The organism is Pseudomonas sp. TNT2022 ID1044 (genome assembly GCF_028656895.1).
In the GTDB taxonomy this organism is placed as follows: domain Bacteria; phylum Pseudomonadota; class Gammaproteobacteria; order Pseudomonadales; family Pseudomonadaceae; genus Aquipseudomonas; species Aquipseudomonas reinekei.
This window is the reverse complement of record NZ_JAMDHB010000025.1, coordinates 66,821-86,650: the sequence shown is the minus strand read 5'-3', so window position 1 is coordinate 86,650 and position 19,830 is coordinate 66,821. Positions and strand designations below refer to the sequence as shown.

The window sequence follows — 19,830 nt, the reverse complement described above, 5'->3', positions numbered from 1 at the left end:
TCAGTGCGAGTCGCCCCCCATCACCTCGTCCAGTGCCTGCTCGAGGGTGCTGACCGTACGCTCGATGTTGTGCAGCTTTTCGAGTCCGAACAGACCGATGCGGAACGTCTGGAAGTCGGCCGGCTCGTCGCATTGCAACGGCACTCCGGCGGCGATCTGCAGGCCGTGGCTGGCAAATTTCTTGCCGTTCTTGATGTCGGCATCATCGGTGTAGCTCACCACGACGCCAGGGGCCTGAAAACCGGCTGCGGCCACGCTTTTGATGCCTTTGCCGGTCAACATGGCGCGCACCCGATCGCCCAGTGCCTGCTGCTCGGCGCGGACCTTGTCGAAACCGTAGGCTTGCGTCTCTTTCATCACTTCGTTAAATCGCGCGAGGGAATCGCTGGGCATGGTCGCGTGGTAGGCATGCCCGCCCTGTTCGTAGGCCTGCATGATCTGCAGCCACTTTTTCAGGTCGCAGGCGAAGCTGCTGCTCTGCGTCTGTTCGATGCGCTGGAGGGCCAACGAACTGAGCATCACCAGGGCGCAGCAAGGTGAGGCGCTCCAGCCTTTCTGTGGTGCGCTGATCAGCACGTCGACTGCGCATTTCTGCATATCCACCCACAGCGTGCCTGAAGCGATGCAGTCCAGCACGAACAGGCCCCCCACCGCATGCACCGCGTCGCCGACGGCCCGCAGGTACTCGTCAGGCAGGATAATCCCTGATGAGGTTTCAACATGGGGCGCAAAGACAATCTGCGGCTTGTGCGCCGCAATGGCTGCCAGCACTTCGTCCAGAGGGGCTGGGGCGTACGCAGCCTGGCGACCCGTGTCGACCGGTCGGGCTTTGAGCACAGTCGTAGCCGCCGGGATGTTGCCCATGTCGAGGATCTGGCTCCAGCGATAGCTGAACCAGCCGTTGCGTATCACCAGGCATTGTTGGCCGGAGGCAAACTGACGCGCCACCGCTTCCATGCCGAAGGTGCCACTGCCCGGCACCACCGCAACAGCCTGGGCGTTGTAGACCTGTTTCAGGGTGCTGGAAATGTTCTTCATCACGCCTTGAAATGACTGCGACATGTGGTTGAGCGAGCGGTCGGTGTAGACCACTGAGTACTCGACCAGACCCTCGGGATCGATACTCGGATATAGCTTTGACATGGTTGACTCCTTCGGCAGAGATGTCCGTGTCATCGACCCTGCCCGAAGCCTTGGCAAATGACAAGATGGCTTGTTGGCGACAGTCACGGGTATGACGCGATGGTGGGCTTCAAAATCAACTTTTAGAGGCCGTGCGCTCGGGTGTTGAGGTCGGAGGCGAACGATCAACCCGCAACGCATCAACGACCAGCGAAAACGCCTGGGAGGGTTGTCGGCGGCTGGGGTAATACAGATGAAAGCCGCCGAAGGGTTCACACCAGTCCTCCAGTACCCGAACGAGCCGTCCTTCGGTTAGATGCGGGGCAAACTCGTCCTCGGGCAGATAGGCGATGCCCAGCCCACCCACCGCAGCATCGGCGATATGGGTGGTGGAATTGAATACCAGCTGGCCGTCTACACGCACTTTAAGCTTCTTGCCCAGGCGTTCGAATTCCCATGCATCCACGCCGTCATAGGTGGGAAAACGGATATCGATACAGCGATGCGCTGCCAGATCGCGAGGGTGTTGCGGGGCGGGGTTTTTCGCGAAGTAGCCTGGCGCAGCAACGACGGCCATTCGTATCGGCGGGCCAATGGGCACGGCGATCATGTCCTGGGCCACCGTGTCGCTGAAGCGCACGCCGGCATCGAAGCGGTCGGCGACGATATCGCGAAACCCATAGTTGATATCGAATTCCAGCTTGATGTCCGGGTACATCTGCAACAGCGGCGTCAACTTGGGCAGCAGCGTTGTCTTGATGATGTTGTCACCGCAGGTAATGCGTACCGTGCCGGCCGGTTTATCCCGCAGCTCGGTCAACGCTTCCACTTCGGCCTCGATTTCGTCGAAGCGACGACCCACCGCTGCCAGCAATCGCTCGCCCGCCGCCGTCAGCGACACGCTGCGCGTGGTGCGAGTCAGCAAGCGAATTTTCAAACGATCTTCCAGTGCGGAAACCACCTGGCTCACAGCCGATTGCGTCACCCCAAGTTGTACCGCCGCGCGGGTAAAGCTGCCCAGCCGCGCCACGGTCACGAAAGCCAGCAGATCATTGAAATTGGGTTTGGCCATAGCGGGAACGCTCGAACGATTGATTAGGTAGGGTTATAGCCGCATTAAGCATTCATTAGCTAATCAAAATCTCTTTATTGCGTGACACTTACGCCATCCAAGCCTCTCGGCATGAAACAGAGCAAGCCTCGCGCTAACTGCCTGCGTCGCCTTCAGCTTTCCGTCATTAGGACACCCCATGAAAAGACTTCTCGTAATGCTCGGGTTGCTCATCAGTTCATTCACCGCCTTAGGAGCCGATATGTCCAACGGTGCAGATAATTTCTTTAAAAGTGACAAGGTGACCGTGCAAAAGGTCAGCTTCAAGAATCAGTACCAGCTCAATGTCGTGGGCAATCTGTTCATGCCAAAAGGGCTGGACAGCGGCACACGCAACCCGGCCATTATCGTTGGCCACCCCATGGGCGCGGTAAAGGAGCAAAGCTCCAACCTCTATGCGCAAAAACTGGCGGAACAAGGCTTCGTTACCCTGGCGCTGGATTTGTCGTTCTGGGGCGAAAGCGAAGGCCAACCCCGTAACGCGGTACTGCCAGACATGTACGCCGAGGACTTCAGCGCCGCCGTGGATTACCTCGGCACGCGGCCGTTTATCGACCGCCAGCGCATTGGCGTGCTGGGGATTTGTGGCAGCGGCAGCTTTGTCATCAGTGCCGCCAAGATCGACCCGCGCATGAAAGCCATCGCCACGGTCAGCATGTATGACATGGGCGCCGCCAACCGCAACGGGCTCAAGCACTCGCAAACCCTTGAGGAGCGCAAGCGACTCATCGCGGCCGCGGCCGAGCAGCGTTATACGGAATTTACCGGTGGCAATATCGAATACACCGGCGGCACGGTGCTGGAGCTCAATGCCGACACTCATCCTATCCAGCGCGAGTTCTTTGACTTCTACCGCACCCCGCGTGGCGAATTCACCCCGGCCGGCTCAACGCCGCAACAGACCACCCGCCCGACGCTGAGCAGTAATACCAAGTTCATGAATTTCTACCCATTCGCAGATATCGAGAGCATTTCGCCGCGCCCGATGTTGTTTATTGCAGGTGAGAACGCCCACTCCCGCGAGTTCAGCGAAGAGGCGTTTCGCCTGGCAGGCGAACCTAAAGAGTTGGTCATTGTGCCCAACGCAGGTCATGTCGATCTGTATGACCGTGTCGACCTGATTCCTTTCGCCAAGCTGACCCAGTTCTTTCAGGCCCACCTGAAATGAGCGCTGACGTCCACTTGCAAGCCACCGCCCTCAGCGAGACAAGTACGCGTACCGGTCATTGGGGAGGCGTTTATGCGATGACGCTCTGCGTATTTGCGCTGATCGCCTCGGAGTTCATGCCGGTCAGCCTGCTGACACCCTTGGCAAACGACCTGCAGGTCAGCCAAGGCCTGGCGGGACAGGGGCTTGCCATCTCTGGAGCATTTGCGGTGTTGGCCAGCCTGTCGATCAGTTGGGTCGCCGGCGCCTTGAACAGAAAGACTCTGCTGCTAGCCCTGACCAGTTTGATGGCCGTATCGGGCGCCATTGTGGCGCTCGCCCCGAACTACTTGATCTACATGGCTGGGCGAGCCCTGATCGGCGTTGTGATTGGCGGATTTTGGTCTATGTCGGCGGCCACTGCGATGCGCCTCGTGCCTGCCGCAGACGTGCCCAAGGCGCTCGCTGTTTTCAACGGTGGCAACGCCCTGGCGACTGTGGTGGCAGCGCCATTGGGCAGTTATTTGGGCTCGGTTGTGGGTTGGCGCGGTGCGTTTTTGTGCCTGGTTCCCGTGGCGCTGATTGCGCTGGTTTGGCAGTGGATAAGCCTGCCAAGCATGGCAACGCAGAAGCGTTCGTCGGGTGCTGGCAATGTTTTCAAACTCCTGTCGAATCGCAAGGTGGCGCTGGGCATGGCCGCCGCAGGCTTGTTTTTTATGGGCCAATTTACGCTGTTCACCTACCTGCGCCCGTTTCTGGAAACGGTCACCCAGGTCAACGTGCCGATGCTTTCTCTGCTGCTATTGGTGATTGGCGTCGCTGGCTTTTGCGGCACAACGCTGATCGGTGTAGTCCTCAAGCGCGGCCTCTACGGCACCCTGAAAACCATCTCGCTGCTGATGGCGGTTATTGCGCTAGCGCTGATTCCGGCTGGCACCTGGCTTATCGCTGTAGCGGTATTGCTCGGACTATGGGGCTTTGTGGCGACGGCAGCGCCAGTGGGCTGGTGGAGCTGGATTGCGCACGCCTTGCCGAATCACGCCGAAGCAGGCGGCGGCCTGATGGTGGCGATTGTTCAATTGTCTATCGCACTGGGCTCTACCGTCGGCGGCGTACTGTTTGACGCTCTCGGCTACCAGAGCACATTTATCGCCAGCGCCGCGATGCTGATGCTCGCCGCCTTGCTGATCTTTCTAACCTCGCGTTCGCCGGTGCCGCACACCAGCTGAACGCCGCTATTCGAAGGAGCAATGCGATGGTTAGCGCTCATTCCCCGGGATGGAAAAGCCTCTGGTTGGCGGCCTGGATGCCATTTGCCCTACCGGCTGTCCCCCTCGCCGCTGCGACTGATGTGACGTTTTCGGCGGACGGGTTACGTGCTCACGTATCGAGTGCCAGTACCACACACAATTCGGAGACAACGACAGTGACGGAACAAATCCTGACTGCAAAACAACTGGCTGTCGCCTCTATCGGCGCCACCATGGCCACCGGCGATATGCCCCGTTTGCGCGATGCGCTCATTCGCGGTCTCGATGCCGGCCTGACGATCAGCGAGTGCAAGGAAATCCTCGTTCAGCTCTATGCGTATGCCGGTTTCCCGCGCAGCCTCAATGCACTTTCGCAACTGATGAGTTTGTTGCAAGAGCGCGAAGCACGCAGCGTTCACGACGAGCCGGGACGCGAACCGGGCCCCGTGCCGTCGGGGCACGCTTTGCTCGAACTGGGCACCGACAATCAAACCCGTCTGGTGGGTGCGCCGGTCTCAGGGCCGCTGTTTGAGTTCGCCCCTGCCATTGACCAGTTTCTGAAGGTTCACTTGTTCGGCGATATCTTCGCCCGAGACAATCTCGATTGGGCTGCTCGTGAGCTGGCCACTGTTGGGGCACTTGCCGCGATGCCAGGGTTAGCGCCGCAGTTGGAGTCGCACCTGAAGATCAGCATGAATGTTGGCCTCACGGCGCAGCAGTTGAACCAAGTGGCTAGCGAACTCAGAAAGCGTGGTGACCAAGAGGCGGCGGAACGCATTGTTTTGGCCCTGGATAAAATCGGAGGCTGACGATGCCACCGATGACGACGGGAAATTGATGCGTTCAGCTGGAACGGCTAACGAAATTCGTGGATTGCGAGTCAGGCTCTCCTTTTGATAAAGCCTGCCCCCGTAATCCTCGCGTAGGTATAGTTGTTCCATCGACGGCGGATCACAGCCCAGATAAATTCAGGCATTCCCGGACAGCCATTCATGGATCGAAAGAACGCTTTCTCAGCAACGGACTGGGTTCTGCGAAATGCCGAACCCGGGCGAATAGAACGAATCGAAGCATGGTTCGGGGGGCATGGATACGACCCGCATCGCCATGACACCTACTCCATCGGCCGGACACTGTCAGGCGTACAGAGCTTCCATTACAAGGGCGCTTTGCGCCACGGTATACCGGGGAATACGCTGGTACTGCATCCAGACGAGCTACATGACGGCATGGCCGGGACCGAGGCGGGCTTCCGTTACCGCATGGCCTATGTCGACCCCGCCATGATTCAGCAAGTACTTGGCGGAGAGTCACTGCCCTATGTTGCCGGTGGTCTGTCCAATGATTCGCGCCTGTATCACGCCAGCCAACCTTTCGTGCAGGCAATGGATCATCCGCTCGACTCCCTGGAGGAGCAGGACGCATTGTTTGACCTTGCAATGGCGCTGCGAGCGGTCGCAGGCAAACCGCGCGGGCGTAAAAACCCGGACTACCAGGCAGCCAAGCGGGCAAGAGAGTTCATCATGGCCAATCTTCATGTGGGGATTACCCTGGAGATGCTCGAACACGCCTGCGGGCGTGAACGCTGGAGCCTGTCGCGTGACTTCAGAGCGTTATTCGGCACCAGCCCCTATCGCTTTGTAACGTTGCGCCGTCTGGACTTGTTCCGTGCGCTGATTCTTGATCGCTTCACGCTCGTAGACGCAGCACTGGCAGCGGGCTTCCACGACCAGAGCCATATGAACCGACATTTCACCGCCTGTTTCGGCGTGCCGCCCATGCGCTGGCTGGAGCGTATTCGAGCCCAGCGTCAACTTGCAGGATCGTACAAGCCCGAGCCCAAGTCTCTCCGTTAGGGTAATGACTCACTTTTAACGGAGACCCACCATGCCAGATTTTCTCAAAGAACCAGGCGCGCACGCCGTCAACCTCGCCCACAAGGCTTCGCTCATCGATCAGCCATGGAGCCCACGGGTGGTTGCCGAGATGAACGACTACCAGTTCAAGGTCGTACGCATTGAGGGCGAGTTCATTTGGCACTCGCACCCGGAAACCGACGAAGCTTTTTTTGTGTTGGAGGGAACGCTGCGTATTGATCTGCCCCATGGCAGCGTATATGTCGCCCCAGGCGAGCTGTACGTGGTGCCACGAGGCGTAGAGCACAGAACCGCCGCAGAGGGCGAAGCCAGGCTGATGATGATCGAACCTCGCGCAATACTGAATACCGGCCATGAAGGTGGCGAGCGCACGGCAAATAACGACGTCTGGATCTAGACCAGCGCCGCCCATACCGGTTGGACGGCGCTGACTGTTCAGATTTCCAGTCCGGCCACAGGCCATTTACCACCCGAAGCGGTCAGTCCTCCCAGCATCAGAGAGGTTAGGCGCGGTGGTCTGGCGCTGGCAGTCAATGGCAAACATGCGGCACGAGGGCTGGCGACTAGGCCAGCCCCTGCTCTTTCAGGCGTCTGTACAGCGTTCGTTCGCTAATCCCCATGTGCGTGGCCAACTCACTGCGGGTACCTTTGAAAGTAGCCAGTGCCTGTGCCAGCGAGCTGCCGTCGAACGGGGTTGAAGCACAGGCCCGAGCAGATGTCGCCACCGATGCCTGTGGCAAATGGATGGAGCGGATCACACCATCGTCAGCGAACAGACTGGCTCTCTCCAGAACATTGCGTAGTTCACGGATATTGCCGGGCCAGTGATACCCCTGTAATTGCGCCAGAGCTTCAGTTTCTATTGTCAGCGGTCGCTTGCCCGTAACGGCACGCTGTAGAAATGAATTGACCAGCAACCCAATGTCTTCAACCCGGTCGCGCAAGGGTGGTAAATGAATTGGAAAGGCGCTGATGCGGTAGTACAGGTCCTGCCTGAACTCACCTTCCACCATCATTTTTTCCAATGGTTTGTGGGTCGCAGCAATTAACCTGAAGTTAGCGTGAAAGGTCTCGACACTCCCTACCCGGCGATAGGTACCCGATTCAATCAGGCGCAAAAGCTTCACCTGCATTGCCAGTGGTACATCGCCAATCTCATCCAGAAACAACGTGCCGCCCTGAGCCGTTTCGACCAAGCCAGGCTTGCGCGTGGTGGCACCGGTGAATGCTCCTTTTTCATGGCCGAACAGTTCGCTCTCAAATAACGTTTCGGTCAATCCAGAGCAATCAACGACGACAAAAGGTCCAGCGGCCCGCTCGCTGGTTTCATGTACAGCGCGGGCGAACAGTTCTTTGCCCGTACCGGACTCGCCTAGCAGCAGCACCGGCAGCATTGAGGGAGCCACCCGCTGCAGCTCCGACAGGGCACGATTAAAGGCGGGTGAACGGCCGACCAACCCTTCGTTGCTGGGTCGTGCTGATGCACTGCGGACCAGGGTGAGACGCTCTACGTAAGCAGTAATAACACCCTGCTGGTCCAGAATCGGGCGCAATTCGACGTCGACATGCTCAGGACCGCGAGGCGTATGGTGAATGTGCAAAACACGATCCGGTCCGCGCATTTCCTGCGCCTTTTTCATCGGGCAGTTCTCACCCGCCTGATCACAAGGGACGTCGTAATGGTGTGAGATTTGATAGCACTTATGGCCGATAAAAGGTTTGTCAGCGCTGCCAAACTGCCGTTGATAGGCCGTGTTGGCAGCCAGGATGTTGTAGTCCGGATCGAGCACGATCATCGGCTGGGGTTCGTGTTCAAGAAACGAAACAAGTGACTGCACTTGATCCGAGTGCGGGAGCGATCGGGCTTGGGTGGGCAGGATAGTCTTCATCGTGGCTCCTGGAAGTCCATCCATCCTGCGATGGCACTGCCAACACTGTCAATACGGACTGCCAATGGCAGTGAATCCAGGCAAATGTAGAAAACCCCCAACCGATCCATAAAATTAAACTCCATAAAATCAAACAGTTAAGACGGTTTTTCTATGGAGCTCGGCCTGGCAGACTTATTGCTATGTCAGTCCTTAGTGTGAGCGGCTTGGTAAAAGCCCCCTGAGGAGACAGTCATGAGCGCAAAACTTCACGTCGAAGGATTCTTCGATTCTGCTACCAATACCGTCAGCTATCTTGTGCTGGATAAGGGCACCCACCACTGCGCTTTAATCGACAGCGTACTTGATTACGACCCTAAGTCCGGCCACACCGCCGCAACGTCTGCCGACAAGTTGATTGCGAGGGTGAACGAGCTCAATGCGAGGGTCACCTGGATTCTCGAGACCCACGTTCACGCGGACCACCTCACGGCAGCACCCTACCTGAAAGAAAAGCTCGGTGGAAAAATAGGGATAGGCAGCCACATTACGACGGTGCAGGAGGTGTTCGGCAAGCTGTTCAACACCGCTGGCGATATGGCCCGCGACGGGAGTCAGTTCGATCACCTGTTTGTCAATGACGAGCCGTTTGCCATTGGCTCGCTGCAATGCCACGCGCTCCATACACCCGGCCATACACCCGCCTGTATGACTTATGTCATCAGTGATGGCACCGAAACGGCGGCATTCGTCGGCGACACCTTGTTTATGCCTGACTACGGTACTGCACGCTGTGACTTTCCCGGTGGCAATGCTCGCACGTTGTTCCAGTCCATCAACAAGGTGCTGAGCCTGCCGGCCAATACGTTGCTCTACATGTGCCACGACTATCAGCCGGGCGGGCGCGAGATGCAATTCGTCAGTACCGTGGCCGAGCAGCGCGTCCACAACGGTCACGTCCGTAACGGCATCAGCGAGGAGGCGTTTGTGGCGATGCGCACAAAGCGTGATGCGTCGTTGGAAATGCCGACACTGATCCTGCCATCGGTTCAGGTCAACATGCGCGCCGGGCATTTGCCTGAGCCTGAAGCGAACGGGACGCGCTACCTGAAAATCCCGCTCAACGTCGCCTGATGTGCCTTCCCCAAAATACGCATAAGAACAACCCCCTAACGGAGTCACTTATGGACATTCGTCACCTTGCGCCTGGACTGTCAGTATCAGAACAGATTCTTCCCAACCAATTGGCTGAACTGAAAGAGGCCGGTTTTCGCAGCATCGTCTGTAACCGTCCCGATGGCGAAGGCAGTGATCAGCCCTTGTTTGCCGAAATCAAACGAGCGGCCGAAGCAGTCGGCATTGAAGCGCACTACCTTCCCGCTGAATCAGGCAAAGTCACCGACGAGCAAGGTATCGCCTTCGGCAAACTCCTTGAAACACTGCCAAAACCGGTGCTTGCCTATTGCCGTTCCGGCATGCGTTCGACCACGATGTGGGCACTCTCACAAGCGGGCAAACAATCCCTGCCAAACATCGTCGAGGCGGCCAAAAAAGCCGGGGTCGATATGAAAGGCGTCATTCGCCGGATTGCGAATCAGGGACGCACGCCGGTCGAAGTGGCTGAGGCGCAGCATGCCGTGGTCATCATCGGCGGCGGTGCGGCAGGTATCGCAACTGCATCCAGTTTATTGGCGCGAGAGCCTGGACTCGACGTCGCCATCATCGACCCGGCCGATGTGCACTACTACCAGCCTGGCTGGACCCTTGTCGGTTGTGGAGTCTTCGATGCGCCCCGGACCGCCCGCACGATGGGAACGACCATCCCCCGCGGTGTGCATTGGATCAAGTCGGCGGTCGCCGCTTTCGAACCCGAGAGAAATGCCGTCATTCTTGATGGATGCAGAGTCGTCAAATACGAGCAACTGATCGTGTGCCCTGGCCTGAAACTCAATTGGCATGCAATCGAAGGCTTGTCGGACACCCTGGGCCGCAACGGCGTGACGTCAAACTACCTGTATCACCTTGCCCCTTACACGTGGGAACGGGTGCAGCAACTGCGTGATGGACGGGCGATTTTCACGCAACCGCCCATGCCGATCAAATGCGCCGGGGCGCCGCAAAAAGCCATGTACCTGTCTGCCGATCATTGGAAGCGTACCGGTGTCCTGGACAACGTCAAGATCGAGTTTTGCAGCGCCGGCGCAGTGCTGTTCGGAGTGCCCGACTATGTGCCAGCCCTGATGGAATACGTCACGGCCTATGGCATCGACCTGAATTTCGGCAACACACTCACCAGCGTGAACGGACCCGCACGGACTGCAACGTTCAACTGCGTTAATCCGGATGGCAGCTCCCGGCTTGTAAAGCGTGACTTTGATCTCCTTCATGTGGTGCCACCGCAAATTGCGCCGGATTTCGTTCGGGTCAGCCCTCTCGCTGACGCGGCTGGCTGGATCGATGTCGACCCTGCCACTTTGCGCCATAAAACCTGGGTGAATATTCACGCACTGGGCGACGCCACCAACTCCAGCAATGCCAAAACCGCAGCAGCCGCACGCAAGCAGGCGCCCGTCGTTGCTCATAATGTGCTGGCGGCAATGGGTAAAGCGAAAGGCAGTGCCCATTACGACGGTTACGGTTCATGCCCGCTGACGGTTGAGCGCGGCAAGATCGTACTGGCTGAATTCACCTATGGCGGCAAGGTCGCCCCCAGTTTTCCATCCTGGCTGATTGACGGTACCCGGCCATCGAGGCTGGCATGGCTGCTCAAAGAGCGGATTCTTCCACCGCTGTATTGGAAGGGAATGCTCAAGGGCCACGAGTGGATGGCGAAACCCGAGATGGCTGACGTATGAAACCAGGCCTGAAAGCAAGGGGACCGAGATGATCATCGTCTTACTGCTCGGGCTTACTGTCGGGGTCATTCTGGCGCTGACCGGTGCCGGAGGGGGCATACTGGCTGTTCCGTTACTGGTGTTTGGAGCGGGACTGAGCATGGCCGAGGCAGGGCCAATTGGTTTAATGGCTGTCGGTCTGGCCGCGACCCTGGGTGCCGTGATGGGACTCAAAAATGGCACCGTCCGCTATAAAGCTGCGCTTCTGATTGCAGGGGCGGGGATCGTCTGTTCTCCACTTGGCCTTTGGCTGGCGCAGCGCACGCCCAACCGTCCGTTGACGATCATGTTTGCCTTGTTGCTGATGTACGTTGCATGGCGGGTCTATCAACGATCGCTCCCTCCCTCTACGAAGTCGAAGCCCGCCGTCGCATCCAAACCACCGCCTTGCCTATTGGACGTGAACCGGGGAAAGCTGAACTGGACGGGGCCGTGTGCCTGGGCACTCACCTTCTCTGGCATTGTCGCGGGAGGGCTTTCCGGCTTGCTCGGCGTGGGCGGTGGCTTTGTGATGGTACCGGCGCTCCAGCGATACACCAATTTGACAGCGCAGTCGGTGCTTGCGACGTCTCTTGCCGTTATTGCACTGGTTTCAATTTCCGGCGTTGCGGCAAGCTCCGCAGCCGGGCACTTGCAGTGGGCAGTGGCCATTCCGTTTTCCATTGGAGCATTGGTTGGAATGGCATGCGGGCAACTGATCGCGGCACGACTGGCGGGTCCACACTTACAAAGAGGCTTCGCCGCGGTTTCCGCGGTGGTGGCGGTGGCCTTGCTGGTGAAATCCATCTAGTTACATTTTTGCTGCGGAGAAGCTTCATGAATATCGACTGGCTCAACTTCACGCCCTGGTCATCCCTTGCCGGCGGCGCATTGATTGGCCTGGCGGCCAGTCTGTTCGTCGTCGCCAACGGGCGTATCGCAGGCATCAGCGGCCTGATCGGCAGTCTTTTACAGCGTGGGAGTGAGGGGGTGAGTGAGAAAGCACTGTTCCTCTTGGGCCTGCTTATCGCGCCACTGCTATGGGGCATCTTCGCCACGCTGCCACAGATTGAGTTCAAAAGTAGCGGGTTCGCACTGATCGTCGCCGGTGTATTGGTGGGCATCGGCACCCGTTACGGATCAGGTTGCACCAGTGGTCATGGGGTATGCGGCATCTCGCGCCTTTCGCCGCGATCGATGGTTGCCACGGCGTGTTTCATGTTCAGTGGTTTCGTCACGGTATTTGTCTTGCGTCATCTGCTGGGGGGTTGAATATGACCAAACTGACTGCGTTCATTGCTGGCCTGCTGTTCGGCTTGGGTCTGCTTCTGGCAGGCATGGCCAACCCCGGCAAAGTACTCGCTTTCCTGGATTTAACCGGGGCCTGGGACCCTTCCCTGGCGCTGGTCATGGTCGGCGCAATTGGCATAGCCGCTGGCCCGCTGACCTGGGCCCGCCGACAATCCAGTTCGCTGCTGGGAAAGCCAATGCAGCTACCGATCAAACGTGAGATGGACCCGCGCTTGATTGGCGGGAGCCTGTTGTTCGGCATCGGCTGGGGAATAGCGGGTATCTGTCCGGGCCCCGCAGTCGCAATCCTGCTGACAGGACACTGGCAAGTGATCGTGTTCATGTTGGCCATGCTGACCGGCATGTTGCTGTTTACTGCGCTGGAGAGCCGCCGCCATTGAAAGGAAGATCGCCATGAAATCATCCAGCTGTCGTGCCATCGGCCCATCGACAGCACGGAGGTTGATATGGGAAATGGCCGCGGCGGTGAGATGGTTTGTCAGTCCTCGTTTAGCTGAGTCAATATCTCCAGAAAACAGGAGTGACGAGTACCAGCACAGTCAGGATTTCCAATCTTCCCAGCAGCATTCCAACGGTGAGCAGCCATTTGGCCGCATCCGGTAATGATGAGAAGTTACCGGCCGGCCCAATGATTGTGCCAAGCCCCGGCCCGACGTTACACACCGCCGTGGCGGCACCGCTCAACGCGGTTGTCCAGTCAAGCCCAATGAGCGCCAGGCCCAAAGCGATGGCGGCAATCGTGACGGTGAAGAAAAACGAGAAGGTCAAAAGCGAGCGCACGATCTCCTCGTCGATGGGATGGCCGTTGTACTTCTTCTGAATCACGGCTCGAGGATGGATCAACTGCTTCAAGCTGCTCACCAGCAGAGCGGCAGCCACCTGAAAACGGAAGATTTTAAGACCGCCCGCCGTAGACCCGGAACAACCACCGACGAAGGTCAGATAGAAAAACAGCAAGACAGCGAAGCTGCCCCACAAGGTGTAGTCGCCAACGGCAACTCCGGTGGTCGTGACGACCGAGGTGACATTGACCGCCACGATACGAAACGCATCCCACCATCGGTAATCGCTGTGAAAACACAGCCAGGTCCCCACAGCCAGCCATGTGACGAGCAAGAACCCAATGAATCCGCGGACTTGATGGTCCTTGATCAGCGCGCGCCGATTGCCCCGCAATGTCGCGACGTACAAGGTGAACGGCAGGCTGCCGAAAATCATGATGACGACTGCCACCCAGTGAATCGCGGGTTGCGTCCAATGCCCAAGGGAGGAGTCCGACGTTGAGAACCCTCCGGTAGAGATCAGCGACATTGCATGGTTGACCGCTTCAAATGGCGTCATTCCGGCGAGCCAGAGCGCCAGCGTTCCAACCCCGGTAAGCCCCAGATAGAGCAAAAGAATGTACTTGGCGGCCACATGGGACCGCGGTGTCACTTTCTCCGACCAATCTGACGACTCTGTCTGGAACAGACGCATGCCGCCTACCCGCAACAGTGGAAGGATCGCCACAGCCATGCCGATAAAACCTATGCCGCCCAACCAATGCAGCATGGAGCGCCATATCAACAAGCCGGGAGATGAGGTATCCAGACCGGTGAGTACGGTAGAGCCCGTGGTTGTGATGCCAGACATCGTTTCGAAGAATGCGTCGGTGTAGCTGATATGGCTGATGAACACCATTGGCAACGCTGCGAAAGTGCACACGACTATCCAGCTTGCGGTCGTCAGCAAGTACATGTCCCTGGGACGAAGCTGGCCAACATCGGGGCGCCCCCGCACGATCAATAGAAGGCCACAGACGAAGGTAATCAAACTCGACCAGAGAAAGGCCGACAGATCGTCGTTACGCTCATAAGCCATCAGCGTGATCATGGGAATAGCCATGCTTGTAGCCAGCGTGATCAGAAAAATACCCAGGATGAAGCCGATAAGCCGAATGGCTGCGAAGGACATGACAATTAGGTTCCAGATTAGCGCCGCGCAGTATTGGATACCAAAGCTGATGACCTCGTAAATTTTTCGTAAAAATTTTTTCGGCAAACCCAAGGGCGATGTGGCAACGCGGGACCTGCATGACGACGCCGAGCGCCTTGCGCCCCCAATGTCATTGGGGGCGCAAGGTCGCCTCAGCCTGAAGCAGGGCGGATCCCGACCCTGTTCAATTACTGCTGGGTGCCAGGCAGCAGTTCAAAGGTAGGGGTAAACGGGGTGATGGCGGCCATCAACTGTTCGAAGGGTTTGTGATCGCCTTCAAAGGTGGCTTTGCCCGCCGCGACCAGTTGCGCGAAGCTGGTTTTCCTTGCCATCACGCCTTCAAGATCCGAGCGGTTGAGCGTGAGGGTCAGGTCAGCCTTCTTCGCTTGCTGCCCCTTGATGGTGGTCAGCGTTGAATTGCTCAACTCAACCACAAACTGCTCACCGTTGTCGGGTGTCTTGAGATTCAAAACCAAGTGTTGATCCGCGACTTTACTGCCATCCAGGGCAATGCCGAGGTATTCCAGCCACAACTCGGTGCTCATGGCGCGGATCATGTCCGGCCCGGTGGGTTTTGGCGGCACGCCCTTGGGCATGCCATGGCGTAGTTCATATGCCGCCGTGAGAAAGCTGTTGCGCACGCCGGCACTTTCCTTCTGATACCCAACCTGCTCGTAGACGTCCGCGAGCAGATCCTTGGCCTGGGTGTTCTGGGGTTCGGCGTACACCAGTTTATTGAGAATTTCATAGGCTTCGCGGTATTTGCCCTGATCGAACAAGGACTTTCCCTTGGTCATGATCTTGTCCGCGCCGCCCATCATTTCCACGTACAACGGTGCCGAATCTTTCGGCGACAACGGCATCAGTGTCGCCGGGTTGGCATCCCAGTAACCCAGGTAACGATTGATCACCGCACGGCTGTTGTGCTCTTCGGAGCCGTGGTAGCTATGGGTCGCCCAGTTGTTTTTCAGGCTTTCGGGCAACTTGTAGACGTTTTGAATCTCGTTGATCGTGACGCCCTGGTTAGCGGCGTGCAGTACGGCGTTATTCAGATTGGCATAGGCATCGCGTTGCGCGCGCATGACGTCCTGGACTCGCTCATTACCCCAGCGTGGCCAGCTGTGGGAGGCAAACATGACATCGGCCTGCTGTCCGTAGCGATACAAGGCGTTGTTGATGTTCTTCGACCAGACCAGCGGGTCTCGCACCAGGGCGCCGCGCAAGGTGTAAATGTTGTGGATGGTGCCGATGATGTTTTCGGCCGCCCAGAAAGCCTTGAATTGCGGAAACCAGGTGTTCATCTCCGCGGGGGCTTCGGTGCCGGGAGTGCTCTGGAACTCCATTTCCACACCGTCGATGGTCAGGGTTTCGAAGTCTTTCGCGATGTAGCGATTGGGTTCGATCAGGCCCATGTTGCCAAGGGAGGCATTTTTTCCGATGGCCATGTCGACATGGCCATAGGGGCTGTGCGGCAACATCAAACCGTATTGGAAGAAGGCGCGTCGGGTCATGGCGTTGCCGGCGTAGACGTTTTCAGCCACCGCATGTTCCATGAAACCGGTGGGTGCTATGAGCGGGATCTTGCCGCTGCGCACATCGGCTTCGTCGACCAGACCGCGGACGCCTCCGAAATGGTCGGCGTGGGAGTGAGAGATCACTATCGCCACGACCGGGCGCTTGCCGAGTTTTTCATTGATGAAATCCAGGGCAGCCTTGGCGGTCTCCCTCGACATCAGGGTGTCGAACACAATCCAGCCCGTATCGCCCTTGATGAAGGTGATGTTGGCCAGGTCAAACCCACGCACTTGGTAAACTTTTTCCGGAACGACCTCATACAGACCAAAGGCCATGTTGAGTACCGCCTGGCGCTGCAACGACGGATTGATGCTGTCGAAGTCCTTCCCGCCCTGCAGGAAGTCATAGCTCCCCATATTCCAGGCGACATTCCCCGCCTCGGCCATGATCTTGTTGTAGGACGGTGCAGCGATGAAGCCTTTCCTGGCTTCTTCAAAATCGCGTTTGTCGGCGAACGGAAGTGACTTGCGTACGGCATTTTGCGCGTCGATCGTGTAGGACGAAGGCGCTTTGCCCTTGCTGTCGAAGTGCGCGCTTTGTGTCGGGGCCGGATCAGAACTTGCGCCGTTTGCATCGGCAGCAAAGAGCACAGGGCTGACGCTGCTCCCAAGGGTGATTGCCAATGCCAGATGAAGGGTCTTGTTGTGCATGAGGGTTCCTGCGCCAGAGGGCCATGAGCGTCAATGCGGAAATTTGCGCTCGATTGTATTTATTGGTTACGCGTCAACTTGACCCGCATGGCCATGAATAGCATATTCATTTCATTCCGAAAAATTCCGTTTTCTCAGCTTTCGATAACATAAAGGTTATGACATGACGCCGCGTCGCTTACGTCAGTTTCTGGCATTGATCGAACATGCCCACTTTGGTCGAGCGGCCAAAGCGTTGGGGGTTTCCCAGCCGGCGCTGAGCAAAAGCATCCAGTTGCTGGAGAGTGAACTGGGGGTCACGCTGTTTGATCGACGCACCGACGGCGTCGTACTGACGGCGTTTGGTGAGTTGCTGCGGGAAAAAAGCCAGCGCCTGTTGGTGGCCGAAGAGGATTTGCGGCGCGACATCACCCTGTTGGCGGGAGGCGATATCGGCGCACTGAAAGTGGCCTTGGGTCCCTATCCGAGTGTCACCAGCGGATACGCCAGCATCGCGCGTTTGCATGCCCGGCATCCGCAGATCAAAGTCACTGCCCACGTCGCCGGCTGGCGCGAAGTCGCACATCAGGTCGCCACCGGTGCAGTGGACCTGGGCATCGCCGAAATCAGCACCTTGCAAGGCCGGGAAGCGTTCACCTGTGAACTGCTGGGTGAGCATGTGGGCCGCCTGTTTTGTCGCCCCGGCCATCCGCTGCTAGCGCAAAAACCTTCACCAACGTTGGCGCAAACACTCGATTACCCGTGGGTGGCCTCGCGCATTCCGCTGCGACTGGCGACCCATTTGCTTCCGGCTACGTTGGGTTGTGCCGGGGCCTACGATCCCTTGACGGGTGACTTTGTCCCGGCGATCGAAATAGACGTGCCCATGCAAATCGTCAAATTCGTCGAGAACAGCAATGCCCTGGCGCTGGGCAATCTTTCGACGTTTGAGCAGGAAATCAGCGCAGGGACCATTGTGCCGTTGCCCGCCCATGAACCGGCCCTGCGTACCCGTTATGGCTTCATCTACCTGAAAGAGCGCTCGCTGCCACCCGCAGTAGAGATTTTCATGCGGGAGGTGCGAGCTGTGGAGGCAGAAATTTGTCAGCGCGAGCGCATCCTGGCCCGGATGGGCGGTGAGTGAAATGGGCTATTCACTTATGACCAGAACCCGATATGCGGTTGGCTAGCCTCGGCTTCAAGCATCGGTCCCGATACGCTGACCTTGCGCTGGCCCCTGGCAAATACTTCGCGGCACGGCAAAGCAAACGTCGGATTCTCGGGGTGATCCCCCGTCAGCCCCAATAACGAATGCTCCGACAAGGCATAAACCACTCGCCCGATCCCGGTCCAATACACCGCGCCGGCACACATGCAGCAGGGTTCGGCACTGGTGTACAGCGTGCAGTGCTCCAGCTCCTGTGCAGACAAAATTTTGGCAGCGGCAGCCGCCGCGACCAGTTCGGCGTGCTGCGTGGGATCACCCTGCGGCGGCATCGAATTGTTGCCCGCTTCGACTATCACCTTGCCGTTGCGGTCAGCCACCAACGCCGCGAACGGATGACGGCCGCGCTCTTTTGATGCCTGCGACAAGGCGATGGTCTGGCGCAGCAACGCCAGATCCAGATCGCTGACGCCGGCCGGAATAAGCTGAGTGAATTGATTCATGGGGTAACTCCTGGGCAGTGGAAAAACAAAAGATCAATCGACTGATTCAGCCGCTGAGACGCCGACGCGGTCGGTCGACTTTTTTTCATTGTTGAGCAGTACGTTGAGCAGAATGGCGGTGATTGCACCGAGAAAAATGCCGCTGTCCAGCACCAGTTTCAGCGTAGGGCCGACGTGTTCGAACAACGCCGGAAAAGACATCGGCAACACGCCGACACTGACCGAGACCGCAACGATGATGCCGTTGCGGGTGCCGTCGAACTGCACGCGCGACAGTTCCTGAATGCCTGCCACCGTGGTCATGCCGAACATCACGATCGCGCAGCCACCCAGCACCGGCGTGGGCACCGCCGCGATCAATGCACCCAGTTTTGGAAACAACCCCATCAGCACCATGATTGCCCCGGCAGCGGCCACAACGAATCGGCTCTTGACGTTGGAGAGTGCTATCAAACCGGTGTTCTGAGTGAAGGCGTTATAGGGGAAACTGTTGAACAAACCACCGAGCATGGTCGACAGGCCATCAGCGCGGAACGCATTGCCGAGGGTTTCCTGGGTGGTCGGCTTGCCGGTCAATTTGCCGATGGCCAGGCAATTGCCAGTGGTCTCGGCCATGATCACCAACATTGCCAGGGTCATGATCAGAATCGGCACCAGCGAAAATTCCGGCGCGCCGAACGCCAACGGCGCACTCAGTTCAAACCACGCCGCTTCGCTCACTCGACTGAAATGGGTCATGCCACAGGCTGCGGCAATCAGGCTACCGACGAACAAACCGATGAGTACGCTGAGGTTGCCGATGAAGCCTTTGAATTTGGCGTAGATCACTAGCGTGACACTGACCGTGGCCAGGCCCAGCAGCAGATTGGCCGGGCTGCCGAAATCTGCCGCGTCGGGGTTGCCGCCGCCCAGCCAGATCGCGGCGGCCGGCATCAGCGAGATACCGATGATGGTGATCAGACTGCCAATCACCACGGGCGGAAAGAATCGCAACAGACGGCTGAATACCGGTGCCAACGCAATAGTTATAAAACCTGCGGCAATCACCGCCCCGAATATCTGACTGAGCCCGAACTCCTTGCCGATCATGATCATCGGCGCAAGGGCAATGAACGAGCAGCCTTGAATCAGCGGCAGGCGCGCACCAAATTTCCAGAACCCGAGCGTCTGGATCAGCGTCGCCACGCCGGACGTCAGCAGGTTGGCGTTGATCAGCAAGATGATCTGCGCCGAGGTCAACCCCATGGCACTGCCCAGAATCAGTGGCACTGCCACCGCCCCTGCGTACATCACCAGCACATGCTGCAAGCCGAAAGTGAACAGCTGCCGCAGGGGCAAAACCTCGTCCACCGGATGAATGCGTTGTGTATTCATGTCACAAGCTCCTGAAGGTGCGGCGTATGGTGTGGTCGCAGACATTCTCAG

Annotated in this window: 18 protein-coding genes; 11 read left to right on the top strand and 7 right to left on the bottom strand. The window is 58.1% G+C overall.

The features are described from left to right. A complete protein-coding gene (locus M5G20_RS25655) occupies positions 1 to 1,143 on the bottom strand; it encodes an aminotransferase class V-fold PLP-dependent enzyme (RefSeq protein ID WP_273921464.1) in 1,143 nt (380 codons plus the stop codon). 115 nt (positions 1,144 to 1,258) lie between these two features. Next, a complete protein-coding gene (locus M5G20_RS25650) occupies positions 1,259 to 2,194 on the bottom strand; it encodes a LysR family transcriptional regulator (RefSeq protein ID WP_273921463.1) in 936 nt (311 codons plus the stop codon). Positions 2,195 to 2,372: 178 nt separating this feature from the next. On the opposite strand from M5G20_RS25650, the gene M5G20_RS25645 reads away from it, so the two are divergent. The 5 genes from M5G20_RS25645 to M5G20_RS25625 all read left to right on the top strand — a co-directional run bounded on the left by M5G20_RS25645 (position 2,373) and on the right by M5G20_RS25625 (position 6,904). Next, positions 2,373 to 3,401 (top strand): alpha/beta hydrolase, encoded by a 1,029-nt coding sequence (locus tag M5G20_RS25645; protein ID WP_273921462.1) that lies wholly within the window; start codon positions 2,373 to 2,375, stop codon positions 3,399 to 3,401. Then, positions 3,398 to 4,609, top strand: coding sequence for an MFS transporter (locus tag M5G20_RS25640; protein WP_273921461.1), 1,212 nt, complete (start codon positions 3,398 to 3,400; stop codon positions 4,607 to 4,609). Before M5G20_RS25645 ends, M5G20_RS25640 begins: the two co-directional genes overlap by 4 nt. Before the next feature lie 197 nt (positions 4,610 to 4,806). Next, positions 4,807 to 5,439 carry a carboxymuconolactone decarboxylase family protein gene (locus M5G20_RS25635; protein WP_337994305.1) on the top strand — a complete coding sequence of 211 codons (633 nt, stop codon included), beginning with the start codon at positions 4,807 to 4,809 and terminating at the stop codon, positions 5,437 to 5,439. A 183-nt stretch (positions 5,440 to 5,622) separates the two neighbouring features. Further along, positions 5,623 to 6,486, top strand: a complete 864-nt coding sequence (locus M5G20_RS25630; RefSeq protein ID WP_273921460.1) for an AraC family transcriptional regulator — start codon at positions 5,623 to 5,625, stop codon at positions 6,484 to 6,486. 31 nt (positions 6,487 to 6,517) lie between these two features. Then, positions 6,518 to 6,904, top strand: coding sequence for a cupin domain-containing protein (locus M5G20_RS25625; protein WP_273921458.1), 387 nt, complete (start codon positions 6,518 to 6,520; stop codon positions 6,902 to 6,904). Between the two features lie 166 nt (positions 6,905 to 7,070). On the opposite strand, the gene M5G20_RS25620 is transcribed toward M5G20_RS25625, so the two are convergent. Next, positions 7,071 to 8,396: a sigma-54 interaction domain-containing protein gene (locus M5G20_RS25620; protein WP_273921457.1), complete on the bottom strand. Its 1,326-nt coding sequence runs from the start codon at positions 8,394 to 8,396 to the stop codon at positions 7,071 to 7,073. Positions 8,397 to 8,630: 234 nt separating this feature from the next. Here M5G20_RS25620 and M5G20_RS25615 point away from each other — a divergent pair, with 234 nt between their 5' ends. From M5G20_RS25615 to M5G20_RS25595, 5 genes are read left to right on the top strand one after another with little or no spacing between them, the layout of a single operon-like run. Beyond that, positions 8,631 to 9,509 (top strand): MBL fold metallo-hydrolase, encoded by an 879-nt coding sequence (locus M5G20_RS25615; RefSeq protein ID WP_273921456.1) that lies wholly within the window; start codon positions 8,631 to 8,633, stop codon positions 9,507 to 9,509. 50 nt (positions 9,510 to 9,559) lie between these two features. Continuing rightward, positions 9,560 to 11,230 carry a bifunctional protein tyrosine phosphatase family protein/NAD(P)/FAD-dependent oxidoreductase gene (locus M5G20_RS25610; protein WP_273921455.1) on the top strand — a complete coding sequence of 557 codons (1,671 nt, stop codon included), beginning with the start codon at positions 9,560 to 9,562 and terminating at the stop codon, positions 11,228 to 11,230. Positions 11,231 to 11,258: 28 nt separating this feature from the next. Beyond that, positions 11,259 to 12,059 carry a sulfite exporter TauE/SafE family protein gene (locus M5G20_RS25605; protein ID WP_273921454.1) on the top strand — a complete coding sequence of 267 codons (801 nt, stop codon included), beginning with the start codon at positions 11,259 to 11,261 and terminating at the stop codon, positions 12,057 to 12,059. 26 nt (positions 12,060 to 12,085) lie between these two features. Continuing rightward, positions 12,086 to 12,520 carry a YeeE/YedE family protein gene (locus M5G20_RS25600; RefSeq protein ID WP_273921453.1) on the top strand — a complete coding sequence of 145 codons (435 nt, stop codon included), beginning with the start codon at positions 12,086 to 12,088 and terminating at the stop codon, positions 12,518 to 12,520. Between the two features lie 2 nt (positions 12,521 to 12,522). Next, positions 12,523 to 12,939, top strand: coding sequence for a DUF6691 family protein (locus M5G20_RS25595; protein WP_273921452.1), 417 nt, complete (start codon positions 12,523 to 12,525; stop codon positions 12,937 to 12,939). Positions 12,940 to 13,057: 118 nt separating this feature from the next. Here the strand turns inward: M5G20_RS25595 and M5G20_RS25590 are convergent, their stop codons facing one another. Further along, a complete protein-coding gene (locus tag M5G20_RS25590; protein WP_273921451.1) occupies positions 13,058 to 14,512 on the bottom strand; it encodes a TrkH family potassium uptake protein in 1,455 nt (484 codons plus the stop codon). A 209-nt stretch (positions 14,513 to 14,721) separates the two neighbouring features. Further along, positions 14,722 to 16,758, bottom strand: a complete 2,037-nt coding sequence (locus M5G20_RS25585) for an alkyl/aryl-sulfatase (protein WP_273921450.1) — start codon at positions 16,756 to 16,758, stop codon at positions 14,722 to 14,724. A 163-nt stretch (positions 16,759 to 16,921) separates the two neighbouring features. On the opposite strand from M5G20_RS25585, the gene M5G20_RS25580 reads away from it, so the two are divergent. After that, on the top strand, positions 16,922 to 17,881 hold the full coding sequence (locus M5G20_RS25580; protein WP_273921449.1) for a LysR family transcriptional regulator: 960 nt from the start codon (positions 16,922 to 16,924) through the stop codon (positions 17,879 to 17,881). Between the two features lie 14 nt (positions 17,882 to 17,895). Here M5G20_RS25580 and M5G20_RS25575 read toward each other — a convergent pair whose 3' ends face one another. Both M5G20_RS25575 and M5G20_RS25570 read right to left on the bottom strand, forming a co-directional pair. Then, positions 17,896 to 18,405, bottom strand: a complete 510-nt coding sequence (locus tag M5G20_RS25575) for a nucleoside deaminase (RefSeq protein ID WP_273921448.1) — start codon at positions 18,403 to 18,405, stop codon at positions 17,896 to 17,898. A 33-nt stretch (positions 18,406 to 18,438) separates the two neighbouring features. Then, a complete protein-coding gene (locus tag M5G20_RS25570; RefSeq protein WP_273921447.1) occupies positions 18,439 to 19,779 on the bottom strand; it encodes a nucleobase:cation symporter-2 family protein in 1,341 nt (446 codons plus the stop codon). Between the last annotated feature and the right edge of the window lie 51 nt (positions 19,780 to 19,830).

Excerpts from the sequence above, each read along its gene's own strand:
- M5G20_RS25600 (WP_273921453.1), top strand. The coding sequence starts at position 12,086 with ATGAATATCGACTGGCTCAACTTCACGCCCTGGTCATCCCTTGCCGGC.
- M5G20_RS25590 (WP_273921451.1), bottom strand. The coding sequence starts at position 14,512 with ATGTCCTTCGCAGCCATTCGGCTTATCGGCTTCATCCTGGGTATTTTT.
- M5G20_RS25650 (WP_273921463.1), bottom strand. The coding sequence starts at position 2,194 with ATGGCCAAACCCAATTTCAATGATCTGCTGGCTTTCGTGACCGTGGCG.
- M5G20_RS25595 (WP_273921452.1), top strand. The coding sequence starts at position 12,523 with ATGACCAAACTGACTGCGTTCATTGCTGGCCTGCTGTTCGGCTTGGGT.
- M5G20_RS25640 (WP_273921461.1), top strand. The coding sequence starts at position 3,398 with ATGAGCGCTGACGTCCACTTGCAAGCCACCGCCCTCAGCGAGACAAGT.
- M5G20_RS25610 (WP_273921455.1), top strand. The coding sequence starts at position 9,560 with ATGGACATTCGTCACCTTGCGCCTGGACTGTCAGTATCAGAACAGATT.
- M5G20_RS25570 (WP_273921447.1), bottom strand. The coding sequence starts at position 19,779 with ATGAATACACAACGCATTCATCCGGTGGACGAGGTTTTGCCCCTGCGG.
- M5G20_RS25630 (WP_273921460.1), top strand. The coding sequence starts at position 5,623 with ATGGATCGAAAGAACGCTTTCTCAGCAACGGACTGGGTTCTGCGAAAT.
- M5G20_RS25580 (WP_273921449.1), top strand. The coding sequence starts at position 16,922 with ATGACGCCGCGTCGCTTACGTCAGTTTCTGGCATTGATCGAACATGCC.
- M5G20_RS25585 (WP_273921450.1), bottom strand. The coding sequence starts at position 16,758 with ATGCACAACAAGACCCTTCATCTGGCATTGGCAATCACCCTTGGGAGC.
- M5G20_RS25655 (WP_273921464.1), bottom strand. The coding sequence starts at position 1,143 with ATGTCAAAGCTATATCCGAGTATCGATCCCGAGGGTCTGGTCGAGTAC.
- M5G20_RS25615 (WP_273921456.1), top strand. The coding sequence starts at position 8,631 with ATGAGCGCAAAACTTCACGTCGAAGGATTCTTCGATTCTGCTACCAAT.
- M5G20_RS25620 (WP_273921457.1), bottom strand. The coding sequence starts at position 8,396 with ATGAAGACTATCCTGCCCACCCAAGCCCGATCGCTCCCGCACTCGGAT.
- M5G20_RS25645 (WP_273921462.1), top strand. The coding sequence starts at position 2,373 with ATGAAAAGACTTCTCGTAATGCTCGGGTTGCTCATCAGTTCATTCACC.
- M5G20_RS25605 (WP_273921454.1), top strand. The coding sequence starts at position 11,259 with ATGATCATCGTCTTACTGCTCGGGCTTACTGTCGGGGTCATTCTGGCG.
- M5G20_RS25575 (WP_273921448.1), bottom strand. The coding sequence starts at position 18,405 with ATGAATCAATTCACTCAGCTTATTCCGGCCGGCGTCAGCGATCTGGAT.
- M5G20_RS25625 (WP_273921458.1), top strand. The coding sequence starts at position 6,518 with ATGCCAGATTTTCTCAAAGAACCAGGCGCGCACGCCGTCAACCTCGCC.